14 protein-coding genes and 2 pseudogenes are annotated in these 16,313 nt (G+C 70.4%); 9 read left to right on the top strand and 7 right to left on the bottom strand.

Annotated features, from left to right (window positions below; all coding sequences use genetic code 11):
- Window positions 1-104 precede the first annotated feature (104 nt).
- The 3 genes from AC5WS8_RS25655 to AC5WS8_RS25645 form a co-directional block, all read right to left on the bottom strand.
- Window positions 105-1,022, bottom strand: coding sequence for an NADP-dependent oxidoreductase (locus AC5WS8_RS25655; RefSeq protein ID WP_496105818.1), 918 nt, complete (start codon window positions 1,020-1,022; stop codon window positions 105-107).
- A gap of 313 nt (window positions 1,023-1,335) precedes the next feature.
- Window positions 1,336-3,765, bottom strand: coding sequence for a SpoIIE family protein phosphatase (locus AC5WS8_RS25650; protein ID WP_496105817.1), 2,430 nt, complete (start codon window positions 3,763-3,765; stop codon window positions 1,336-1,338).
- Window positions 3,766-3,832: 67 nt separating this feature from the next.
- A complete protein-coding gene (locus tag AC5WS8_RS25645) occupies window positions 3,833-6,295 on the bottom strand; it encodes a SpoIIE family protein phosphatase (protein ID WP_496105816.1) in 2,463 nt (820 codons plus the stop codon).
- Window positions 6,296-6,482: 187 nt separating this feature from the next.
- Here AC5WS8_RS25645 and AC5WS8_RS25640 point away from each other — a divergent pair, with 187 nt between their 5' ends.
- Entirely contained in the window at window positions 6,483-6,632 is a 150-nt protein-coding gene (locus tag AC5WS8_RS25640; RefSeq protein WP_496105815.1) for a hypothetical protein, read from the top strand.
- A 43-nt stretch (window positions 6,633-6,675) separates the two neighbouring features.
- Here AC5WS8_RS25640 and AC5WS8_RS25635 read toward each other — a convergent pair whose 3' ends face one another.
- Both AC5WS8_RS25635 and AC5WS8_RS25630 read right to left on the bottom strand, forming a co-directional pair.
- Window positions 6,676-7,629, bottom strand: coding sequence for a diacylglycerol/lipid kinase family protein (locus tag AC5WS8_RS25635; protein WP_496105814.1), 954 nt, complete (start codon window positions 7,627-7,629; stop codon window positions 6,676-6,678).
- A gap of 257 nt (window positions 7,630-7,886) precedes the next feature.
- Window positions 7,887-8,546, bottom strand: a complete 660-nt coding sequence (locus AC5WS8_RS25630) for a TetR/AcrR family transcriptional regulator (protein WP_496105813.1) — start codon at window positions 8,544-8,546, stop codon at window positions 7,887-7,889.
- 150 nt (window positions 8,547-8,696) lie between these two features.
- Here AC5WS8_RS25630 and AC5WS8_RS25625 point away from each other — a divergent pair, with 150 nt between their 5' ends.
- The 5 genes from AC5WS8_RS25625 (at window position 8,697) to AC5WS8_RS25605 (ending at window position 13,324) form a co-directional block, all read left to right on the top strand.
- Complete coding sequence (locus tag AC5WS8_RS25625) at window positions 8,697-8,825, top strand: hypothetical protein (protein WP_496105812.1); 129 nt, start codon at window positions 8,697-8,699, stop codon at window positions 8,823-8,825.
- A gap of 130 nt (window positions 8,826-8,955) precedes the next feature.
- Window positions 8,956-10,866, top strand: coding sequence for an acyl-CoA synthetase (locus AC5WS8_RS25620; RefSeq protein WP_496105811.1), 1,911 nt, complete (start codon window positions 8,956-8,958; stop codon window positions 10,864-10,866).
- A 20-nt stretch (window positions 10,867-10,886) separates the two neighbouring features.
- Window positions 10,887-11,237, top strand: a complete 351-nt coding sequence (locus AC5WS8_RS25615) for a DoxX family protein (protein ID WP_496105810.1) — start codon at window positions 10,887-10,889, stop codon at window positions 11,235-11,237.
- An 83-nt stretch (window positions 11,238-11,320) separates the two neighbouring features.
- Window positions 11,321-11,461, top strand: coding sequence for a hypothetical protein (locus AC5WS8_RS25610; RefSeq protein ID WP_496105809.1), 141 nt, complete (start codon window positions 11,321-11,323; stop codon window positions 11,459-11,461).
- A gap of 96 nt (window positions 11,462-11,557) precedes the next feature.
- Entirely contained in the window at window positions 11,558-13,324 is a 1,767-nt protein-coding gene (locus AC5WS8_RS25605) for an FAD-dependent monooxygenase (RefSeq protein ID WP_496105808.1), read from the top strand.
- Window positions 13,325-13,377: 53 nt separating this feature from the next.
- On the opposite strand, the pseudogene AC5WS8_RS25600 reads toward AC5WS8_RS25605, so the two are convergent.
- Window positions 13,378-13,712: pseudogene (locus tag AC5WS8_RS25600) on the bottom strand (transposase); the annotation flags it as partial.
- Between AC5WS8_RS25600 and AC5WS8_RS25595 the strand changes: the two are divergent.
- Together AC5WS8_RS25595 and AC5WS8_RS25590 are read left to right on the top strand one after the other, a co-directional pair.
- Window positions 13,696-13,885, top strand: a pseudogene (locus tag AC5WS8_RS25595) (transposase); the annotation flags it as partial. The pseudogenes AC5WS8_RS25600 and AC5WS8_RS25595 sit on opposite strands and share 17 nt — an antisense overlap.
- Window positions 13,886-13,941: 56 nt before the next feature.
- Window positions 13,942-14,394, top strand: coding sequence for a hypothetical protein (locus AC5WS8_RS25590; protein ID WP_496105807.1), 453 nt, complete (start codon window positions 13,942-13,944; stop codon window positions 14,392-14,394).
- A 255-nt stretch (window positions 14,395-14,649) separates the two neighbouring features.
- On the opposite strand, the gene AC5WS8_RS25585 is transcribed toward AC5WS8_RS25590, so the two are convergent.
- Window positions 14,650-15,558: an alpha/beta hydrolase family protein gene (locus tag AC5WS8_RS25585; protein WP_496105806.1), complete on the bottom strand. Its 909-nt coding sequence runs from the start codon at window positions 15,556-15,558 to the stop codon at window positions 14,650-14,652.
- 100 nt (window positions 15,559-15,658) lie between these two features.
- Between AC5WS8_RS25585 and AC5WS8_RS25580 the strand changes: the two genes are divergently transcribed.
- Window positions 15,659-16,228 (top strand): TetR/AcrR family transcriptional regulator, encoded by a 570-nt coding sequence (locus tag AC5WS8_RS25580; protein ID WP_496105805.1) that lies wholly within the window; start codon window positions 15,659-15,661, stop codon window positions 16,226-16,228.
- The last annotated feature ends 85 nt before the right edge of the window (window positions 16,229-16,313 follow it).

The raw sequence follows: 16,313 nt of genomic DNA, 5'->3' as shown, positions 1-16,313 counted from the left end.
GGTGGCCAGGGCCGCCTTGCGAGCTGCGGGCGCGATCGTCCACCGAGTCCGGCGCTGATCGCCGATCCACGACGAGGGGAGGACCGGCCGCTGTCCCCGAGTCCTCACGGACGAACGCGGATGATCGTCTTCCCTTTGCGTCGCCCGGTCGGATTGAGGGCCGCGACGGCATCGTCGAGGGCCGAGACGTTGTCGATGTTCGTCCGCAGTCGTCCGTCCTGCACCCGCCGGGCGACCTCAGCCAGTTGGGCACGATCGGACTCGACGACGAAGTCAACCGCCAGGCCGTCGGCGGGCCTTGCCTCCGGCGGCCCGACGATGGACACCAGCGTTCCTCCGGCCCGAATCAGGCCTGCGGACCGCTTCCCGATGTCGCCGCCGATACTATCGAACACCAGATCGACACCGCCGACCTCTCCGAGGACGTCGTTCTCAAGGTCGACGAACTCCTTCGCGCCGAAGTCGAGCACCGCCTGACGGTCGGCGGCGCGTCCGGTGCCGATGACATACGCACCGAACTCACGTGCGAGCTGCATCGCCATCGACCCGACTGCGCCGGCCGCACCGTGCACGAGCACGCTCTGCCCCGCCTGAAGGCGGCCGTGCTCGAACAGTCCCTGCCACGCGGTCAGGCCCGAGATCGGCAGGCTCGCGCCCACCGTGAATTCGACATCGCCCGGCAGCGGCGCGAGATTGCGTGCCTCGACGGCCGCGTACTCGGCCAGGGTGCCGTCGCGATACCAGTCCGTGATGCCGAACACCCGCTGTCCCACCGACAGTCCCGTCGTGCCATAGCCGAGGGCGGTGACCACCCCGGCCAACTCGTGCCCAGGGATCGACGGTGTTCGGTCACGGTCGAGGCGATCGGTCCAGGTCGAGGGCCACGCCAGCTCAGTCGGGACGAATCCCGACGCATGGATCCGAACGACGACATCGTTTATCGCTGCCTGCGGCTCGGGCCGCTCCACCAGCGTCATCCCGGCCGTTCCCGCGGCCTGGTCCGTCACCACTATCGCTTTCATGTGGATTGTCTCCTCGGCAATTGTCTCTTTGGTGGAAATACTGGAGCGACGAAAAGCCTGTTCGACATCACCTTCGGCGGGGCTGACAGGACGCGACTGGCGATCTGGACAGCGTCGGCCGGGCTGTTATTCGTTCGTCGTCATGTCTCCGACCTTAGGAGCGGAGCAGCCCAAGGGTGTGGTCCACTTCCATGATAAAACCTTGGGCCACTCAGGGTTCGGCCCGCATGTCGAGCCACGAACAGCAACAGATCACGTCACGTACGCTGTCACTCGTCGCATGAAACCCGGTGTCCACTCCGAAGGATCAGCCTCAGGCGCACGCGATGGGCTGTTCGGACCAGATGGTCTTGCGGTTCTGGCCATGGCGGCAGCCCCAGCGCTCGGAGAGTTGGGCAACGAGGAACAGACCGCGTCCACCCTCGTCGGTGGTGCGAGCACGGCGCAGGCGAGGTTGGGCGCTGCTGGAGTCGATAACCTCACAGACCAGAACGTGGTGGCGGATCAGTCGCAGCTCCGCCGGCGAACGACCGTGGCGGATCGCGTTGGTGACCAGCTCACTGACGATGAGTTCCGTGGTGATCACGAGAGGGTCCAACCCCCATGCGGTGAGTTGGCGGGTCGCCCATGCCCGGGCGTCCGAGACAGCAGCCGGATCGGCCGGTATCGGCCAGTGAGCGGTGTCCTCGCCCGGTACGGCGCGGGTACGTGCCAGCAGCAGGGTCGCGTCGTCACGCGGTGCTTCGTCCACCAGATCGGCGAGGAGCGCTCTGCCGGTCTCGTCCAGAGCGCGGTCCGGGCGGCAGGAGGTGGCGAGCGCATCGGTCAGCCGCCCAAGCCCGTCGCCGACGTCGTGAGCGCCCCGGTCGACCAGGCCGTCGGTGTAGAGCGCGAGGACGCTGCCCGGCTCGAGGTCGATCGTGGTCGTCTCGTACGGCATGCCGCAGACGGCAAGGGGTGGCCCCGGGAGAAGTTCGACGGCTTCGGCACTCCCGTCGGGCCGCACGACCACGGGCGGCGGATGCCCGGCACTAGCCATGGCGCAACGCCGTGTGACCGGGTCGTAGACCGCGTACAGGCAGGTGGCGCCCATGACGTCGTGATCGCCGGGCGGCGCTTCCGCCGCGAGACGCTGGACCAGGTCGGCAATCCGGGTGAGCAATTCGTCCGGTTCCGGTTCGAGGTCGGCGAGTGTCTGGATGGCGGCGCGCAGACGGCCCATGGTGGCACTGGCGGTTATGCCGTGGCCGATCACGTCTCCGGCGACGAGGGCCAGCCGGAGAGAGGGCAGGGATATGGCGTCGTACCAGTCGCCGCTGGTGCCCGCACCCCGGCCTGTGGGCAGGTAGACGCCGGCGGTCTCGGCTGCCGGAGTGTCGGTCGTGGCCGGGGGAAGGAGCCTTTGCTGCAGGGCCATGGCCGCTGTGTGCTCGCGCGTGTAGCGGCGGGCGTTGTCGATGGCGAGTGCTCCCCGTGAGGCGATCTGCCGCATGAGATCCGTCTCGGCCACCGTGAACGGGTCGGACGGGACGGTGCGCCAGACCACGATCGCGCCGAGGGTGAGGCCGCGGGCGTGCAGCGGTGCCACCATCACCGCGTCGGTGTCGTGCGGGAGGAGTTGCTCGGCCGGCTGTGGGCCGCCGATCAGAGCGATGTAGTCGTCTCGGCCGTAGACGACCGTCTCGCCGTGCTGGAAGCGGCGCAGAAGAGGGTGGTCGACCAGCGGTGGGACGGGATTGCCCGGCTTGATGCCGGGCGGCCACGCAGCGGCGGCGGGAGCCAGGGCCGCGTTGCGCAGATGCAGGTCTCCTCCGCCCAGCCGTTCGCCGGGTTCGTCACCGTCGAAGACGGCCCGCGCGAGGTCGACTGCTGCGAGATCGCCGAAGGCGGGTACGAGGGCGTCCGCGAGGTCCTGCGCGGTGCGCACGATGTCCAGGGATTCTCCCAGGCGTTCGGCAACCTCGCGGGCGAGATCCAGGTGGCGACGGGCACGCAGTTGGTCGGTGTCGTCCATGTACAGGGCTGCGACGCCGGCGGGGCGTCCTCGCGCGTCCTCCAGACGGAAGGCGGACAGCGACAGCGTGTGCCGCGGCACCGGATGGTGCCGCCAGCTCACGTGCTGGTTCCTGCCGAGCACCGGGATGCCCGTGTCGAGGACCTGGCGCAGTACCGCCTCGATGCTCCGGGCGTCCTCGGCGCACAGCACGTCGCCCAGCCGGGTGCCCGGCTGTACGGGACGGCCGTCAGGAGTGTCCGGCGTGGCGTTCGTCTGCACGGTGGTGAGATCCGTGTCGTGCAGAGCGATCGTGATACGGCTCTGTGCGGACAACGCGCGCAGGAGCGCCGCGCCGTGCCGGTGGTCGGCGACGTGGGGAGTGGGGGCCGCGAGCACGAGGAAGTCCGCCGAGCCGTTCACCCGTGTGGTCCGGAACGTGACCTCGATGGTGTCGTCGCACCGGTGTCGCAGTCGTACCCGGCCGGTCGTCGGCCATTGCGCGGCCCTGTCGTGCGGGAGGTCGGCCACGAGTTCCCGCACGGGGCGGCCGTGGACCTCGTCGGCGCAGAACCCGGTCAGGTCCTGTGCTGTGCCGGTCCATCCCACCACCGTGCCCCGATCGTCGAGCACGGCAGCGGCCAGCCCGTCGAAGGCGGGCGGCCGACAGCCGGGGCCGCTGCCGGAGACGCTCGTCGCTCCTTGGGGGGCGCCTGCCGGGTTGGCGTTTTCAGCATTCGATGTGTCCATGTCTCTGGCTTCCATGACGTGGATCCGCGGCTACGGCAGATGGGGATCCTGTGGCGGCTGTCGGGGTTCAGCGGGCGCCGGCTCGGGACGGCAGGTCTTGTTCGGCCCAGACGACCTTGCCGTCTGCCGCGGAGCGGCAACCGCACCTGCGCGACAGCTGACCGACCAGGTAAAGGCCGCGGCCGTGCTCGTCGAGAGTGCCGGGATGGCGGGGGTGTGGCTGACCGCTGTTGGTGTCGGAGACTTCGCAGGTGAGCACCCGGTGCCGGATGAGCCGTAGGCGGATCGGGCCGTCGCCGTGGCGGATCGCGTTGGAGACCAGTTCACTCACGATCGACTGCACGGGTGTCACCAGCGGCTCCAGACCCCATTCACGGAGTTGGCGGGCGGCCAGATGCCGGGCCGTCGGGACGGTGAAGAGTTCGTTCGGCAGATCCCAGTAGGCGACCTGGGCGGGTCGCAGTGCGCGCGTCCGCGCCAGGAGCAAGGTGACGTCGTCGGCCGGTGCCTGCGGCGACAAGGTCTCCATCGCCCGCGAGCACAGGTCCTCCAGGGACGTCCCCGGCCGGGCCAGGGCGGCGCCCAGACGCCGCAGGCCGACGTCGATGTCCTCGCCGCGGGACTCCACCAGGCCGTCGGAGTAGAGGGCGAGCATGCTTCCTTCGGGCAGTTCCAGTTCCACGGACTCGAAGGGCACCAGGCCGAGACCGAGGCCGAGCGGGGCCCCGGCGGGCAGGTCGGGGACGGTGACCCTGCCCTGGGCGTCGACGACCAGGGGCGGCGGATGCCCGGCCCGCGCCAGCGTGCACCGTCGGGTGACCGGGTCGTAGACGGCGTACAGACAGGTGGCACCGACCACCGCGGAAACCTGGTCGGAGTCGTCGGCGTCCTGGTCGTTCAGCCGACGGACCGTGTCGTCGAGGTGCCGCAGCAGTGCGTCCGGGGGCAGGTCGAGGTCCGCGAGCGTGCGCACGGCGGTGCGCAGCCTGCCCATGGTCGCCGCTGCGTTGATGCCGTGTCCCACCACATCGCCGACGACGAGGGCCACCCGGGCGCCCGACAGCTCTATCACGTCGAACCAGTCGCCCCCCACACCGTGGTCCAGGTCGGCCGGCACGTAGCGCGAGGCGACCTCGACGGCGGCACCGCCCTGCACACGCTGAGGGAGCAGGTCGCGTTGCAGCGTGAGGGCGGCAGTGCGCTCACGCGCGTACCGGAGCGCGTTGTCCAGGCAGAGTGCGGCCCGGGTGACCAGCTCCTCGGCGAGGAGCAGGTCGTCCTCCTGGAACGGCTTCTGTTCCACCGAGCGGCCGAAGAGCGCCAGTCCCAGCACGCAGCGCCGCGCGCGGATGGGCACGACCATCAGCGAGTGGACGCCGCTGTCGCGTACCTTCTGCACGCGCGTCGGATCATGGTCGACCCAGGGACCGACACGGGTGTCCAGCACCGGTTCCAGGTGAGACCTGCCCGTGCGCAGGACGGCGGCGAACGACGAGGTCGGCGGGACGTGGATCACCTCTTCACGCACCGCCGGCAACTCCAGGACACCCTGGTCGACGGAGGCCACCCCGGCACGGCGCAACACAGGGCGGCGTCCGCTCGTCGTGCCGATCCGTGCGGCGGGCTCGAGTCCGAACGGAACCGACTCCACCAGGTCGACGACGACGTGGTCGGCCAGCAGGGGCACGGTGAGCTCTGCAAGTTCCTGCGCGGTCTGCATCACATCGAGGGTGCTCCCGATGTGTGTGCTGGCCTCGCTGAGGATGGCGAGGCGCTCACGCGCCCGCCGGTTCCCGGTGACGTCCACGGTCATGGAGCACACGCCCAACGGGGTGCCGTCCGCACCCTGGAGACAGAAGAACGAGGCGGAGAACGCGTGCTCACGGGGCCGGTCCGCAGGCGGCCACGCACGGTACTCGTGCACCGTCGTCGTGCCGCTCTCCAGCACCTGCCGCATCACCACCTTGAGCGCTTCGGCCTCGACGGCGGGCAGTGAGTCCTTCAGACCGCGCCCGAAGCGTCGGTGACGAGGCACGCCGTCGTGCCGCTCCATGGCGTCGTTCACCCAGACACAGCGCAGCTGCGCGTCATAGACGACGATGCCGATCGGGGCGCGGGCAAGGAGCGACTCCCGCACCGGTCCCCCGGTCGCCCCCGAGGACAGGGAACCTATGTCCGTCACGGACACCAGCCACCGGGTGTCGTCGCCCTGCCCCCGCAGCAGCGAGACCCGCAGCGTCATCCTGAGCGTGTGGCCGTCGCGGTGGCGTATCGCGACGGTGCCGGACCAGCCGCCCCGCGCACGGCACTGCTCGGCGAACGCCGAAGCCCTCCGGGCGTCCTCGGGAGGTGGCAGCACGTGTGCGGCGAACCGGCCCACCACCTCCCCGGCCGCATAGCCGACGAGCTGCTGGGCGGCGTGCGTCCACCCCACGACGATGCCCTCGGCATCGAGAATCGCTATGGCGGAATCGGGCACTTCAGGAAGGCCCACCGGCTCGGCGAGAAGGGTCTGGTCGGTGTTGGTCATCGCGGTCCGTCCCATCGGTGCGGAAGGAGGAGCGTCGGCATGTGGCCCGGCGGCCCTGTGTGCAGCGGTGGTGACCAGCGATGTCCCGGTGAGCGGCACACGGTGCGGTATGTGTCGTATCAGAGCAATTCGCGCATTTATGATGAAATCATCAGATGTAATGGCCCGGACGTCAAGGGCCTCATATGTGATCGAACAGTCAGACAGCGGGTTGCAGCTCACGGCCACGCCGCATGCAGGTGAACCGGCAGGCGAGCACCCACTCGGCGCGGAACAGCGGCGGTGGTGGATGACCGACGGCTTCGACCACGCCGGTGGCGGCATGGGCGCCGAGTGACCTGCTCATTCGGTATGACGGCCAGGAACAACTCGCCCGAGTCTCAGACCGCCCGCCGGATGGCGGCCCAGCCCGGTAGTCGCCCGGCGGTCCTGGCGCCGGGGCGACGCCGGGGAACCCGTACCCGGAGAGCCCGAGGACTGATGCGACACCGCACGGGAGTCGGCAGGCTGACGGCTTCGCCGTCCAGCCCGGCGGGGAGGACGGGGACGTCGGCGTACACGACCACGTCGTCGGGCGTGGCGATACGGGTGACGCCTCCCGGTTGCCTGCTGAGCAGCCTCGTGGCCGTCTCTGCCGGCGTCTCTGCCCTGGCGGCCAGTACTCCCAGGAGGCCGGAGTCGAGGTGCGCACGCCTGCCGAGGTCGACCGGGTCACCCACTTGGTAAGGGTTGTCGCTCACCAACACGGCATCAGGCCCGTCCACGGTGAGCGGCCCCGCGCGGACCACCAGCTCCGGGCCCTCGTGGCGGGCCAGGAATTCCGGAAGGATCCGCGCTGCCGTGCCAAGTTTGTCGTCCCGATAGGCGGGGTCCTGCACCAGGGCGGCATAGGCACCGAACGACACGTTGTTGACGAAAACCCGCTCGCCTGCGTATCCCAGATCCACGCGCAGCTCGACGCCGTCCACGAGGGCCTCCAGCGCGGCCGAAGGGTCCTCACGGTCCAGACCGAGATCCATCGCGAAGTGGTTGCGGGTACCCGCGGGAACGACCACGAAGGGCAGGCCGCTCTCTGCGGCCACCTCGGCGACAAGCGCCTGCGTACCGTCTCCGCCGGCCACCCCCAGCAGATCCGCGCCGTCCTCCACCGCACGTCGGGCGACAGCCGCCAGATCCAGGGGCAGGGAATGATCGACCAGGAAAACCTGAGCTCCGAGCGCACGGGCTCGTTCCGCGATCCGGAACCGGCCCGCTTTCCCTCCTCCCGAACGCGGATTCACGATCAGGTAGGGCCGCCGTGCGCCGGTCGTCGACCGCGACGCGTTCTCGGTCACGGCGCGTACCCGAAAGCGGGATGTGTCAGCCCGGCGCACATGCCAGGATTTTCCACCCCTCCGGCTCGGGCGCAACATGAGGACGGCCCTGACGGGCCGATGCTCGAGAATGCCCCGGCAGATCGGGCGCGGGGATTCCGGGTGTTCGGGAAGACGGAGGAAGGCACCACTCGGCCGTCCACGCGTCAGCTCAGCCGGCGGGTGCGATGTTGCAGGCCAGGCTCCCGGGCACGAAGCAGGCCATCGCGGCGGCCAGGTCAGGTCGCGGGCAGGGCCGACAGGGGCCGGGTGGCGATCTCCTGTGCCTCGGTGCGCGTCAGGCCGAACATCCGTAGGAGGCGGGCGGCCAGTTGATCGGTGACCCGCTCGGCGTCGAGGTCGGGACGGGTCTCCAGGAGGTGCAGCACTCCGAGCAGGGCGCCGCCGGCCATGGCGACGGCGGTATGGGGATCGTCGATGTCCAGTCGCCCGCTGTCGGCGGCGGCCGTGAGGTCCCGCATCGCCTGCGGAGCCAATCCGCTCTCGGAGGTCAGATACGGCATACCGGTGCGCGCGAGGATCCTGGCCATCTGCGGGTGGGTCTGCTGCAGTCGGCCGGTCAGGCGGACGCTGGCGGAGAAGACCTCGGCCGGGTCCTTCAGGTCTCCCACGACGGAGTCCAGGAGTGCGCTGTGTTCCTCCAGGGTGAGCGCGACGGCGGCGTCGAACAGCTGGTCTTTGCTGGTGAAGTGGTTGTAGAAGGAGCCGAAGCCGACGTCCGCCGCCTCGGTGATCTCCTGGATGCTCACGTCGGCCCGCCCCTGCTCGGCGAGAAGCCTCTGCGCGGCGGCGACCAGTGCGGCCCGGGTGCGTGCCTTGCGCCGGTCCAGGCGGTTGGGCGCCCGGCTGTTGACCCTGCCCTGTCCGTCGGTAGTCATCCCCGCATTTTACCCACAGGCAATCAGTGGTGATTGTTACATCAGTATCTCTTGACGAGCGCATCATCTGGACTGATTCTTTCATCACTAGTGACCGGAGGCTCCCATTGGAGCAGTTCGGTCGACGCTGTCCAGGACTCGGGAGAGCCGATGAGTGTCCAGGTCGTCCGCACCGCAGACAGCTGGTGGGTGGTGGGCGGCACAGGACGGCTGCACCGCGTCGACACCGCTGCGGACACCACAACCGCCCTGTTCGCCGACCGACGACGGCGCATGTGACCTCGGCGAGCAGCGCACGGTGGTGCGCGCCCGCTGACGACTCCCGGGACCCCGCCCGGGACCGGCCGGCCCGGCTCCCCGTACCGGGCCGGCCACCTGACCCCATCCCTCACCCTGCAAAGGCGCACCGGTGACACGCACACCCACCGACCTGCTGTGGCCCGCCCACGACGGTCCCGCGGACCTGCCCGCCGTCGAGGCCGTCCCCCTGCACGAGCGCGGCCTGCCCGCCACCACCTACGACACCCTGCTGCGCGCCGCCCGCCTGTGGCCCGACCGGCCGGCGCTGACGGTGCTGCCCGATGCCGCGCGCTTCCTGGACGCAACCACCACGACATTCGGGCAGCTGCGCGACCAAGTGCATCGCACCGCCAACCTGCTGCGCTCTCTCGGCGTCACCCGCCGTGCCGCCGTGGGCCTGCTCACGCCGAACACCGCGGAGTTGCCCGCCGCGCTGCTGGCCGCGCAGGCCGCGGGCATCGCCGCCCCGGTCAACCCCGGCCTGACGTGCGAGCACGTGGAGCAGTTGCTGCGGCGCGGCGGCGCGAGGGTCCTCATCGCCGCCGGTCCGCAGTTGGATGCGCAGGTGTGGGCCACGGCTCGCAAAGTCGCGGCCTCGCTGCGCCTGGATGCACTGCTGGCCCTGGCTCCCACCGGGGCGGACACCCCCGCCCCGGCCCTGGAACCGGTCGAAGGCGTATGCGTGGGCTACCTCGCGGAGCTGGCCGCTTCCCATCCGTCCGACCGGCTGGCGGACATCGAGCCGCCGGCCGCCGAGGACCTGGCCGCCTACTTCCACACCGGTGGCACCACTGGCACTCCCAAGCTGGCCGCGCACACGCATGCCAACGAGGTCGTCAATGCCTGGATGGTGACCGCGAGCATCCCACTGGACACGGACTCGGTGATGTTCGCGGCGCTGCCGTTGTTCCACGTCAACGCCCTGATCGTCACCCTGCTCGGCCCGCTGCTGCGCGGCCAGCGGGTGGTGTGGGCCGGGCCGCTGGGCTACCGCGACCCCGCGCTGTATCCGGTGTTCTGGAAGCTGGTGGAGCACTACCGCATCGCCGCCATGTCGGCGGTGCCCACTGTGTACTCCGTCCTCGCCGGTGTCCCCGTCGACGCGGATGTCTCCAGCATGCGGTTCGCCGCCGTCGGCGCCTCCCCGCTCCCGCCCGCCGTACGGGAGTCCTTCGAGGAACACACGGCTGTCCCGCTGTGCGAGGGTTACGGGCTGACGGAGGCGACCTGCGCCTCCGCACTCGGTCTGCCCGACGGCTTCCGGCCCGGCACCGTCGGCCGGCGCCTGCCCTACCAGCAGATCAAAACCGTGCGGATCGACCCGGACACCGGCGAGTGGCACGACCTGCCGCCGGACGCCACCGGGACGCTGGCCGTCAGCGGCCCCACGGTGTTCGCCGGCTACGTCGCCGAGCACACCGCCCACGGGCCGCGCCTGGAGAACGGCGGCAAGATCCGCGACGGCTGGCTGGAGACGGGCGACCTGGCCCGTATCGACGCGGACGGCTTCATCTCACTGGTCGGCAGAGCCAAGGACCTGATCATCCGCGGAGGCCACAACATCGACCCCGCCGTCATCGAGGACGCCCTCCTCCTCCACCCCGACGTCACCGCCGCCGTGGCGGTCGGCCGCCCCGACCCGCACGCCGGCGAGGTGCCCGTCGCCTACGTCACCCTTGCCCCCGGCGCCCGCGTGGAGCCCGCCGGACTGATCGCCTGGGCCGCCGAACGGGTCCCCGAACGCGCCGCCGCCCCGCGGGAAGTGCTCGTGATCGACGCGATCCCGCTCACCGCCGTCGGCAAGCCTTACAAGCTGGGGCTGCGCCTGGACGCCACCCGCCGCGCGGTCCTGACCGAACTGGCCGTTCAAGGCGAGGACTGCGACCCCGAACGGATCGTGTGCCGGCCATACGACGGAGGAGTCCGCGTGATGCTGCCCGCCCCTGCCGACGAAGCCGTTCGGCACAGGGTCACCGCGGCTCTCGACCGGTACGCCCTGCACTGGCAGTACGCCCCGTAAGCAACCTGAGAGAGACCTTCATGAAAGCCACCAGCGTCGTCCTGGCCGTCCTCCTCGCCGGGATCTTCCTCCTGCTGGGGTCGGCCAAACTCGCGGCAGTCCCCGCCATGCGCCAGGCCGCAGGCCACGTCGGTATGACCACCACCCACTACCGCCTGCTGGGCGCTCTGGAGGTGGCGGCGGCGGCCGGGCTGCTGGCGGGCCTGCGGATCACCGCACTGGGTGCCGCCGCCTCAGTGGGCCTGATCCTGTTCATGGCCGGTGCCGTCGTCGTCCACCTGCGCAGCGGCGATCCGGCCGCCCGCTGCCTGCCTGCCGCCGTCATGGGCGTTCTGGCCGCAGTCCATCTGGTCCTGCTGGCCGCCGGCTAGCAGTCGCCGACGCCGTGGCCACTGCTGTCAGCGCGCGTCCGCGACCGTCCAGTCGCCCGCTGGGCACCGGGCGGAGCACCACCGTGAGCCGCGCCGACGTCCACCAGCATCCGCTGCCCCCGGCCCAGTCACTGCGGCTGAGGTCGAAGGGCATCGACGCTCCCGGCGGACGTGAACTACCGCACTGGAGCACGCAACACGCCATCGCCCTGATGGACACGTAGGCCATCGGAACCAGAGTGCTGTCCCCGTACACCCCGGCCACCTGTCCTGACGTCCCCACCCACTGGCCCAGAGCCGCGCCATCCCACGGAGTACCCATGAACGACATCGACGTGCCCGTCCTCATCGTCGGCGGAGGCGGCGCGGGGCTCACCGCCTCCATGCTGCTCAGCCGCATGGGCATCGAATCCCTGCTGGTCACCGCCTGGCCCAGCACCTCCGTCCTGCCCAAGGCCCATGTCCTCAACCAGCGCGCCATGGAGATCATGCGCGACGCCGGCGTCGCCGACACCGTCTACGCCGCCTCCACCCCGGCCGAACAGATGTCCCACACCGCCTGGTACGTGGGCCTGGCCGGCGACCACGAGGACTGCGGCCGCCGCGTCGCCCGGATGGAGGCCTGGGGAGTCGGCGGCCGCTCCCCGGAGTGGCTCGCGGCCAGCCCCGAGCGACAGGCCAACCTGCCCCAGATCCGTCTGGAGCCGGTCCTGCGTGCCCGGGCCGAGGAACTCGCGCCCGGCAGAGTCCGCTTTCACCACGAGCTGACCGCGCTCGCTCAGGACGACGACGGCGTCACGGCCACCGTCACCGACCGCGACAGCGGCGAAACCTACCGGGTGCGAGCCCGCTACCTGCTGGGCTGCGACGGCGGTCGCACCGTCGGGCCCGCCGTGGGCATCGTCCAAGAGGGCGTGCGCAACCTCGCCCGCGTGGTCTCCTTCCACCTCTCCGCCGACCTGTCCCGCTGGGCACGCGACCCGGAGGTGCTGATCCGCTGGCTGTGGCTGCCCGGCCTCGGCATCCCCGGCGTACTCGTTCCCATGGGCCCCGACCACTGGGGGCCCGAGTCCGAGGAGTGGGTCTTCCACCTCAACTACGGGCCCGACGACGGCCGCGCTCTGGACGACGACTCCGTACTGGCCGACCTGCGCACGGGACTGGGGCTGAGCGAGGAGGACCTGACGGTCCACATGATCTCCCGCTGGACCCTGGAAGGCGTGGTCGCCGACCACTACCGCGCCGGCCGCGTCCTGATCGCCGGCGACGCCGCCCACCGCCACCCGCCCACCGGCGGCCTCGGCCTGACCTCGGCCATGCACGACGTCCAGAATCTCACCTGGAAACTCGCCGCCGTCCTGAACGGCCACGCCGACGACGCCCTGCTGGACACCTACGAGGCCGAGCGGCGCCCGGTGGACGCCACCAACGTCCAGCGCTCGCTGGAGAACGCCATGAACCAGATAGCCATCAGCGCCCTCTTCGGCGGCGGGCCGCAGGCCGGCGAGGAAGAGAACTGGCGGCAGGCTCGCCGACTGTGGAGCGAGGACCCCGCCGACACCGACTTCCGCCGCGCCTTCCTGGCCACCGTGGCCGCCCAGTCCATGGAGTTCAACGAACTGGGCGTCGAGTTCGGCTACACCTACGACTCCACGGCCGTGGTCTCCGACGGCACTCCCGCACCCGCCAACCCCGACCCCGTCCGCATCCACCAGCCCGCCGCCCGCCCCGGACACCCGCTGCCCCACGCCTGGTTGGAGGACCTCGACGGCCACCGCGTGGCCCTGGCCCGTCTGGTGCGCCCCGGCCGCTTCCTGCTGATCGCCGGAGAGGACGGCCGGGCCTGGTGCGAAGCCGCCGAGAAGATCGCCGCCCGGAGCGGACTGCCGCTGGACGCGATCCGGGTCGGCCACCTCCACGGCGACTACCGCGACCTGCGTTCCACCTGGACCGCCGCCCGTGGCCACACCCCGCACGGTGCCGTCCTCGTACGCCCCGACCGCTTCATCGCCTGGCGCACCCAGGGAGGGGCCACCGACCCCCTGGCGGAACTCACCACTGCCCTGGACACCGTGCTCGCACGGTAAGGAACGATCACGGGCCTGCCGGCCCCCCGATCGCCTCCGCCTTACTCGGGCAGAGTGCGCTCCACGGTCCAGCGCTTGGGCAGCGGGGTGAACCCCCTGGCCCGGGGGCGTTGGACGATTTCCATGTGGATGCCGAGGGTGGCGGCGTGCTCGACGAGGTGCCGGCGGTAGCCGCCGTCCACCCGGACTTTGCGGATGGTGGGATGGACGGCAGCCACTTGATCGATCAGGTCGGTGCCGGCGACGGAGTCCTGCTCGCTCGCGGCCGTGACCAGGACCGCGAGCAGCAGGCCCGGGGTGTCGGTGACGTGCTCCGCTTGCGGCCCACGACCTTCTTCGCCGCACCCGTGCCCTGCCCGGCGGCCGGGACGCTGGTACAGGTCTTCACGCGCGACCTGTCCGACGCCCGATGGACCCCGATCGAGCCGACGTTGACGGCCTGGAGAAAGGCCCGGCCGGACCGCAGGCCGACCGGGCAGCCGGCCAAGGTCGATTTACGGGCCGTCTTCAACGCGATCCCCTACGTGAACCGCACGGGAAAACCCCTGGAAATACCTCCCGCCGCGCCGATGCCCACGGGTAAGTGGTCCAGCCGGCGTCGGTGGCTAGAATGAGTCATGAAATCGAACTCCACGCATTCTGGGATGAGTTGGGACCAGCGTCGCACAGCAGTTCTGGCTTCCCTGCTGAGTGTGGCGGCCCTCGGTTGGACTGCGGTTGCACTGAGCGTGCACACGACCGGCTCGGCCGCACTGGACCCTGACAGTGTGACCGATGCCGCCCTGGACCGGCTGGGCGCTGGCGCGATGGCCGGCATCGCCGCGGTGGCTGCCGGGCTGTGGTGGCGCCACTGGGCGACCGTACGCCGGCCGATGATCGGCGGAGGTTGGGCGCGGGGGGCGTTTTTCGTCTCCGCCGTCCATTCCATGTTCGTCATACCAGTGATCGTTTTCGCCCCCTGGGGCTGGAAGGCCCCTGCGATCGCGTTCACGTGCGCGGTGCTCGCAGGCGGTGCGCGGGAGGCCGCCGGGGTGACTGCACCAGCTACCGAGGTAGTCGGTGAGGGGTGACGTCATGGTGGGGCCGACACCACTTCGGTATCCGCGCTGAACCCGTTGAGCAGGCCTGGCTGGCGCCGCGGCGCAAACAACGCCGATCCGGCCGGCGTACATCAACCGAGCGAAGATCACCCCGCCCTGGTGGCGCGGGCGAGGTTGCCAACGGCGGGGCAGTTCTCCCTGCAGGGCAAGCGGATTCCGCGTCGGCGCGGCCAGTTGCGGTTGCATGGATTTGTCGGCCCGTTCGACGTCGTGGTCTGGCCGGGTTCACTTGCTGGAGATGCTCCAGGTGCCGTCGCCTGCCGCAGCGGCGTTGTTGAGGGCGGTCCAGGCGGCATCGTTGAGCTGGAATGCGTCGAGGAGGTAGGAGGAAATCGCATCGGCGACGAGGGCGACGCGGGCGGGGTCCTCGTCGGTTGTCTCGGCGACCAGCTCGCCGGCGAGGCCTCCCAAGGTGTGCTCGCCCTCGGCGATGACGAGCAGGCTCTTCGGGGACGGGCTGAGGTGGTAGGCGTCGGTGAACCACTCCGGCCCCCGGGTGGAGAGATGAGACTGGTCCTTGCCGCCCGCGATCACCAGGGCCGCGGTGGTCATGGTGGAGTAGTCCGGCCTCATGAACGGAAGGTGTTCGGCGGCGAACGCGGTGAGCGAGTCGCCGGTTCCGGTGACGTTGATCAGCGCGCCGGCCGAAACCGCGGGGTGGGAGAGGTCCTCTCCGGGCACGCCGTCGGCGTCGAGCACGCGCGCGCCAAGGATCGCGCCGGCGGACTGGGCTCCCCAGGAGTGGCCGACGACCGCGATGTGCTCACGGTCGACGCGGTCCTCCAGGCCGGCCCGGGCAAGGATGTCACCGAGCCCGTCGAGGACCGCGTGAAGGTCGGCGATCCGGACACGCCAGATGGTGGCAAAGCGCGGGTCGTCCCATCCGATCCCGTTGCGGCGGGAGTCCAGGTGGGTGGGCTGCACCACGACGAATCCGGCGGCGGCCCACCGGTCGGCCAGGGGCTCATATCCGTCCATCGACCAGGCGTTGCCGTGGGAGAACACGATGACTGGCCGGTTCTGACCTGAGAGCGGAGCGGTGACCTTCACCTGCAGTTCGAAGCTGCGGCCGGGGGCGGGGACGGTGATGGGCTTGACCGAGACAATCCGCTGGTCGAGGGCGTGGGAAGACATGGGGGACCTGGGCTTTCTCACGGGATCGCTCTGCCATACTTGACGGAACGTTGTTCCGCCAATTTAGCGGAACGTTGTTCCGCGAGCAAGTGGAGGATCCATGCCTGAACCGGTCGGACTGCGTCAGGCGCAGGCGCAGCGCACTCGCGGTGCCGTACTGGCGGCCGCAGCGGCGGTCTTTGTGGACCAGGGCGTCCAGGCCCCGATCCGAGACATCGCCGAACGCGCCGGAGTCGGCGTCGGCACGATCTACCGGAACTTCCCGACCCGGGCAGAACTCGTCACCGCCGTCTACCGGCACCAGATCGACACCTGCGCCGCACTCGCGCCCCGTCTTCTGGAGGAGTCAACCTCGCCGTTCGCCGCCCTGACCCGCTGGGCGGACGCGTTCGTGGAGTTCCTCGTGACCAAGCACGGCCTCGGTGCCGCCCTGGGGTCCGGTGATCCAGGGCTGGAGAACCTCCACACCCTCATGCTCGACACCCTGGTCCCGGCCTGCGCAGCGCTGCTCGATGCCTGCGCGGCCACTGATGAACTCGCCCCAGGCATCACCGCCCACAGGCTCATGCGAGCCATCGGGAATCTCTGCATCACGGGCCCCGACTACCATCAGGTCGACGCCGAGCACATGGTCGCCCTGCTCCTCGCTGGATGCCGTCACAAGGCATAGCGCAACGGGCCTCGCTGCGGGCAGCATTGATTTCCGCCTGGGTCCGGGGTGAGCCCTTCGCGCGACAGCGGAAGTCCCAGCCACT

This window comes from Streptomyces sp. PTL18 (genome assembly GCF_059510295.1).
The sequence above is the reverse complement of the archived record's forward strand: the minus strand, read 5'-3'. Positions and strand labels throughout refer to the sequence as shown.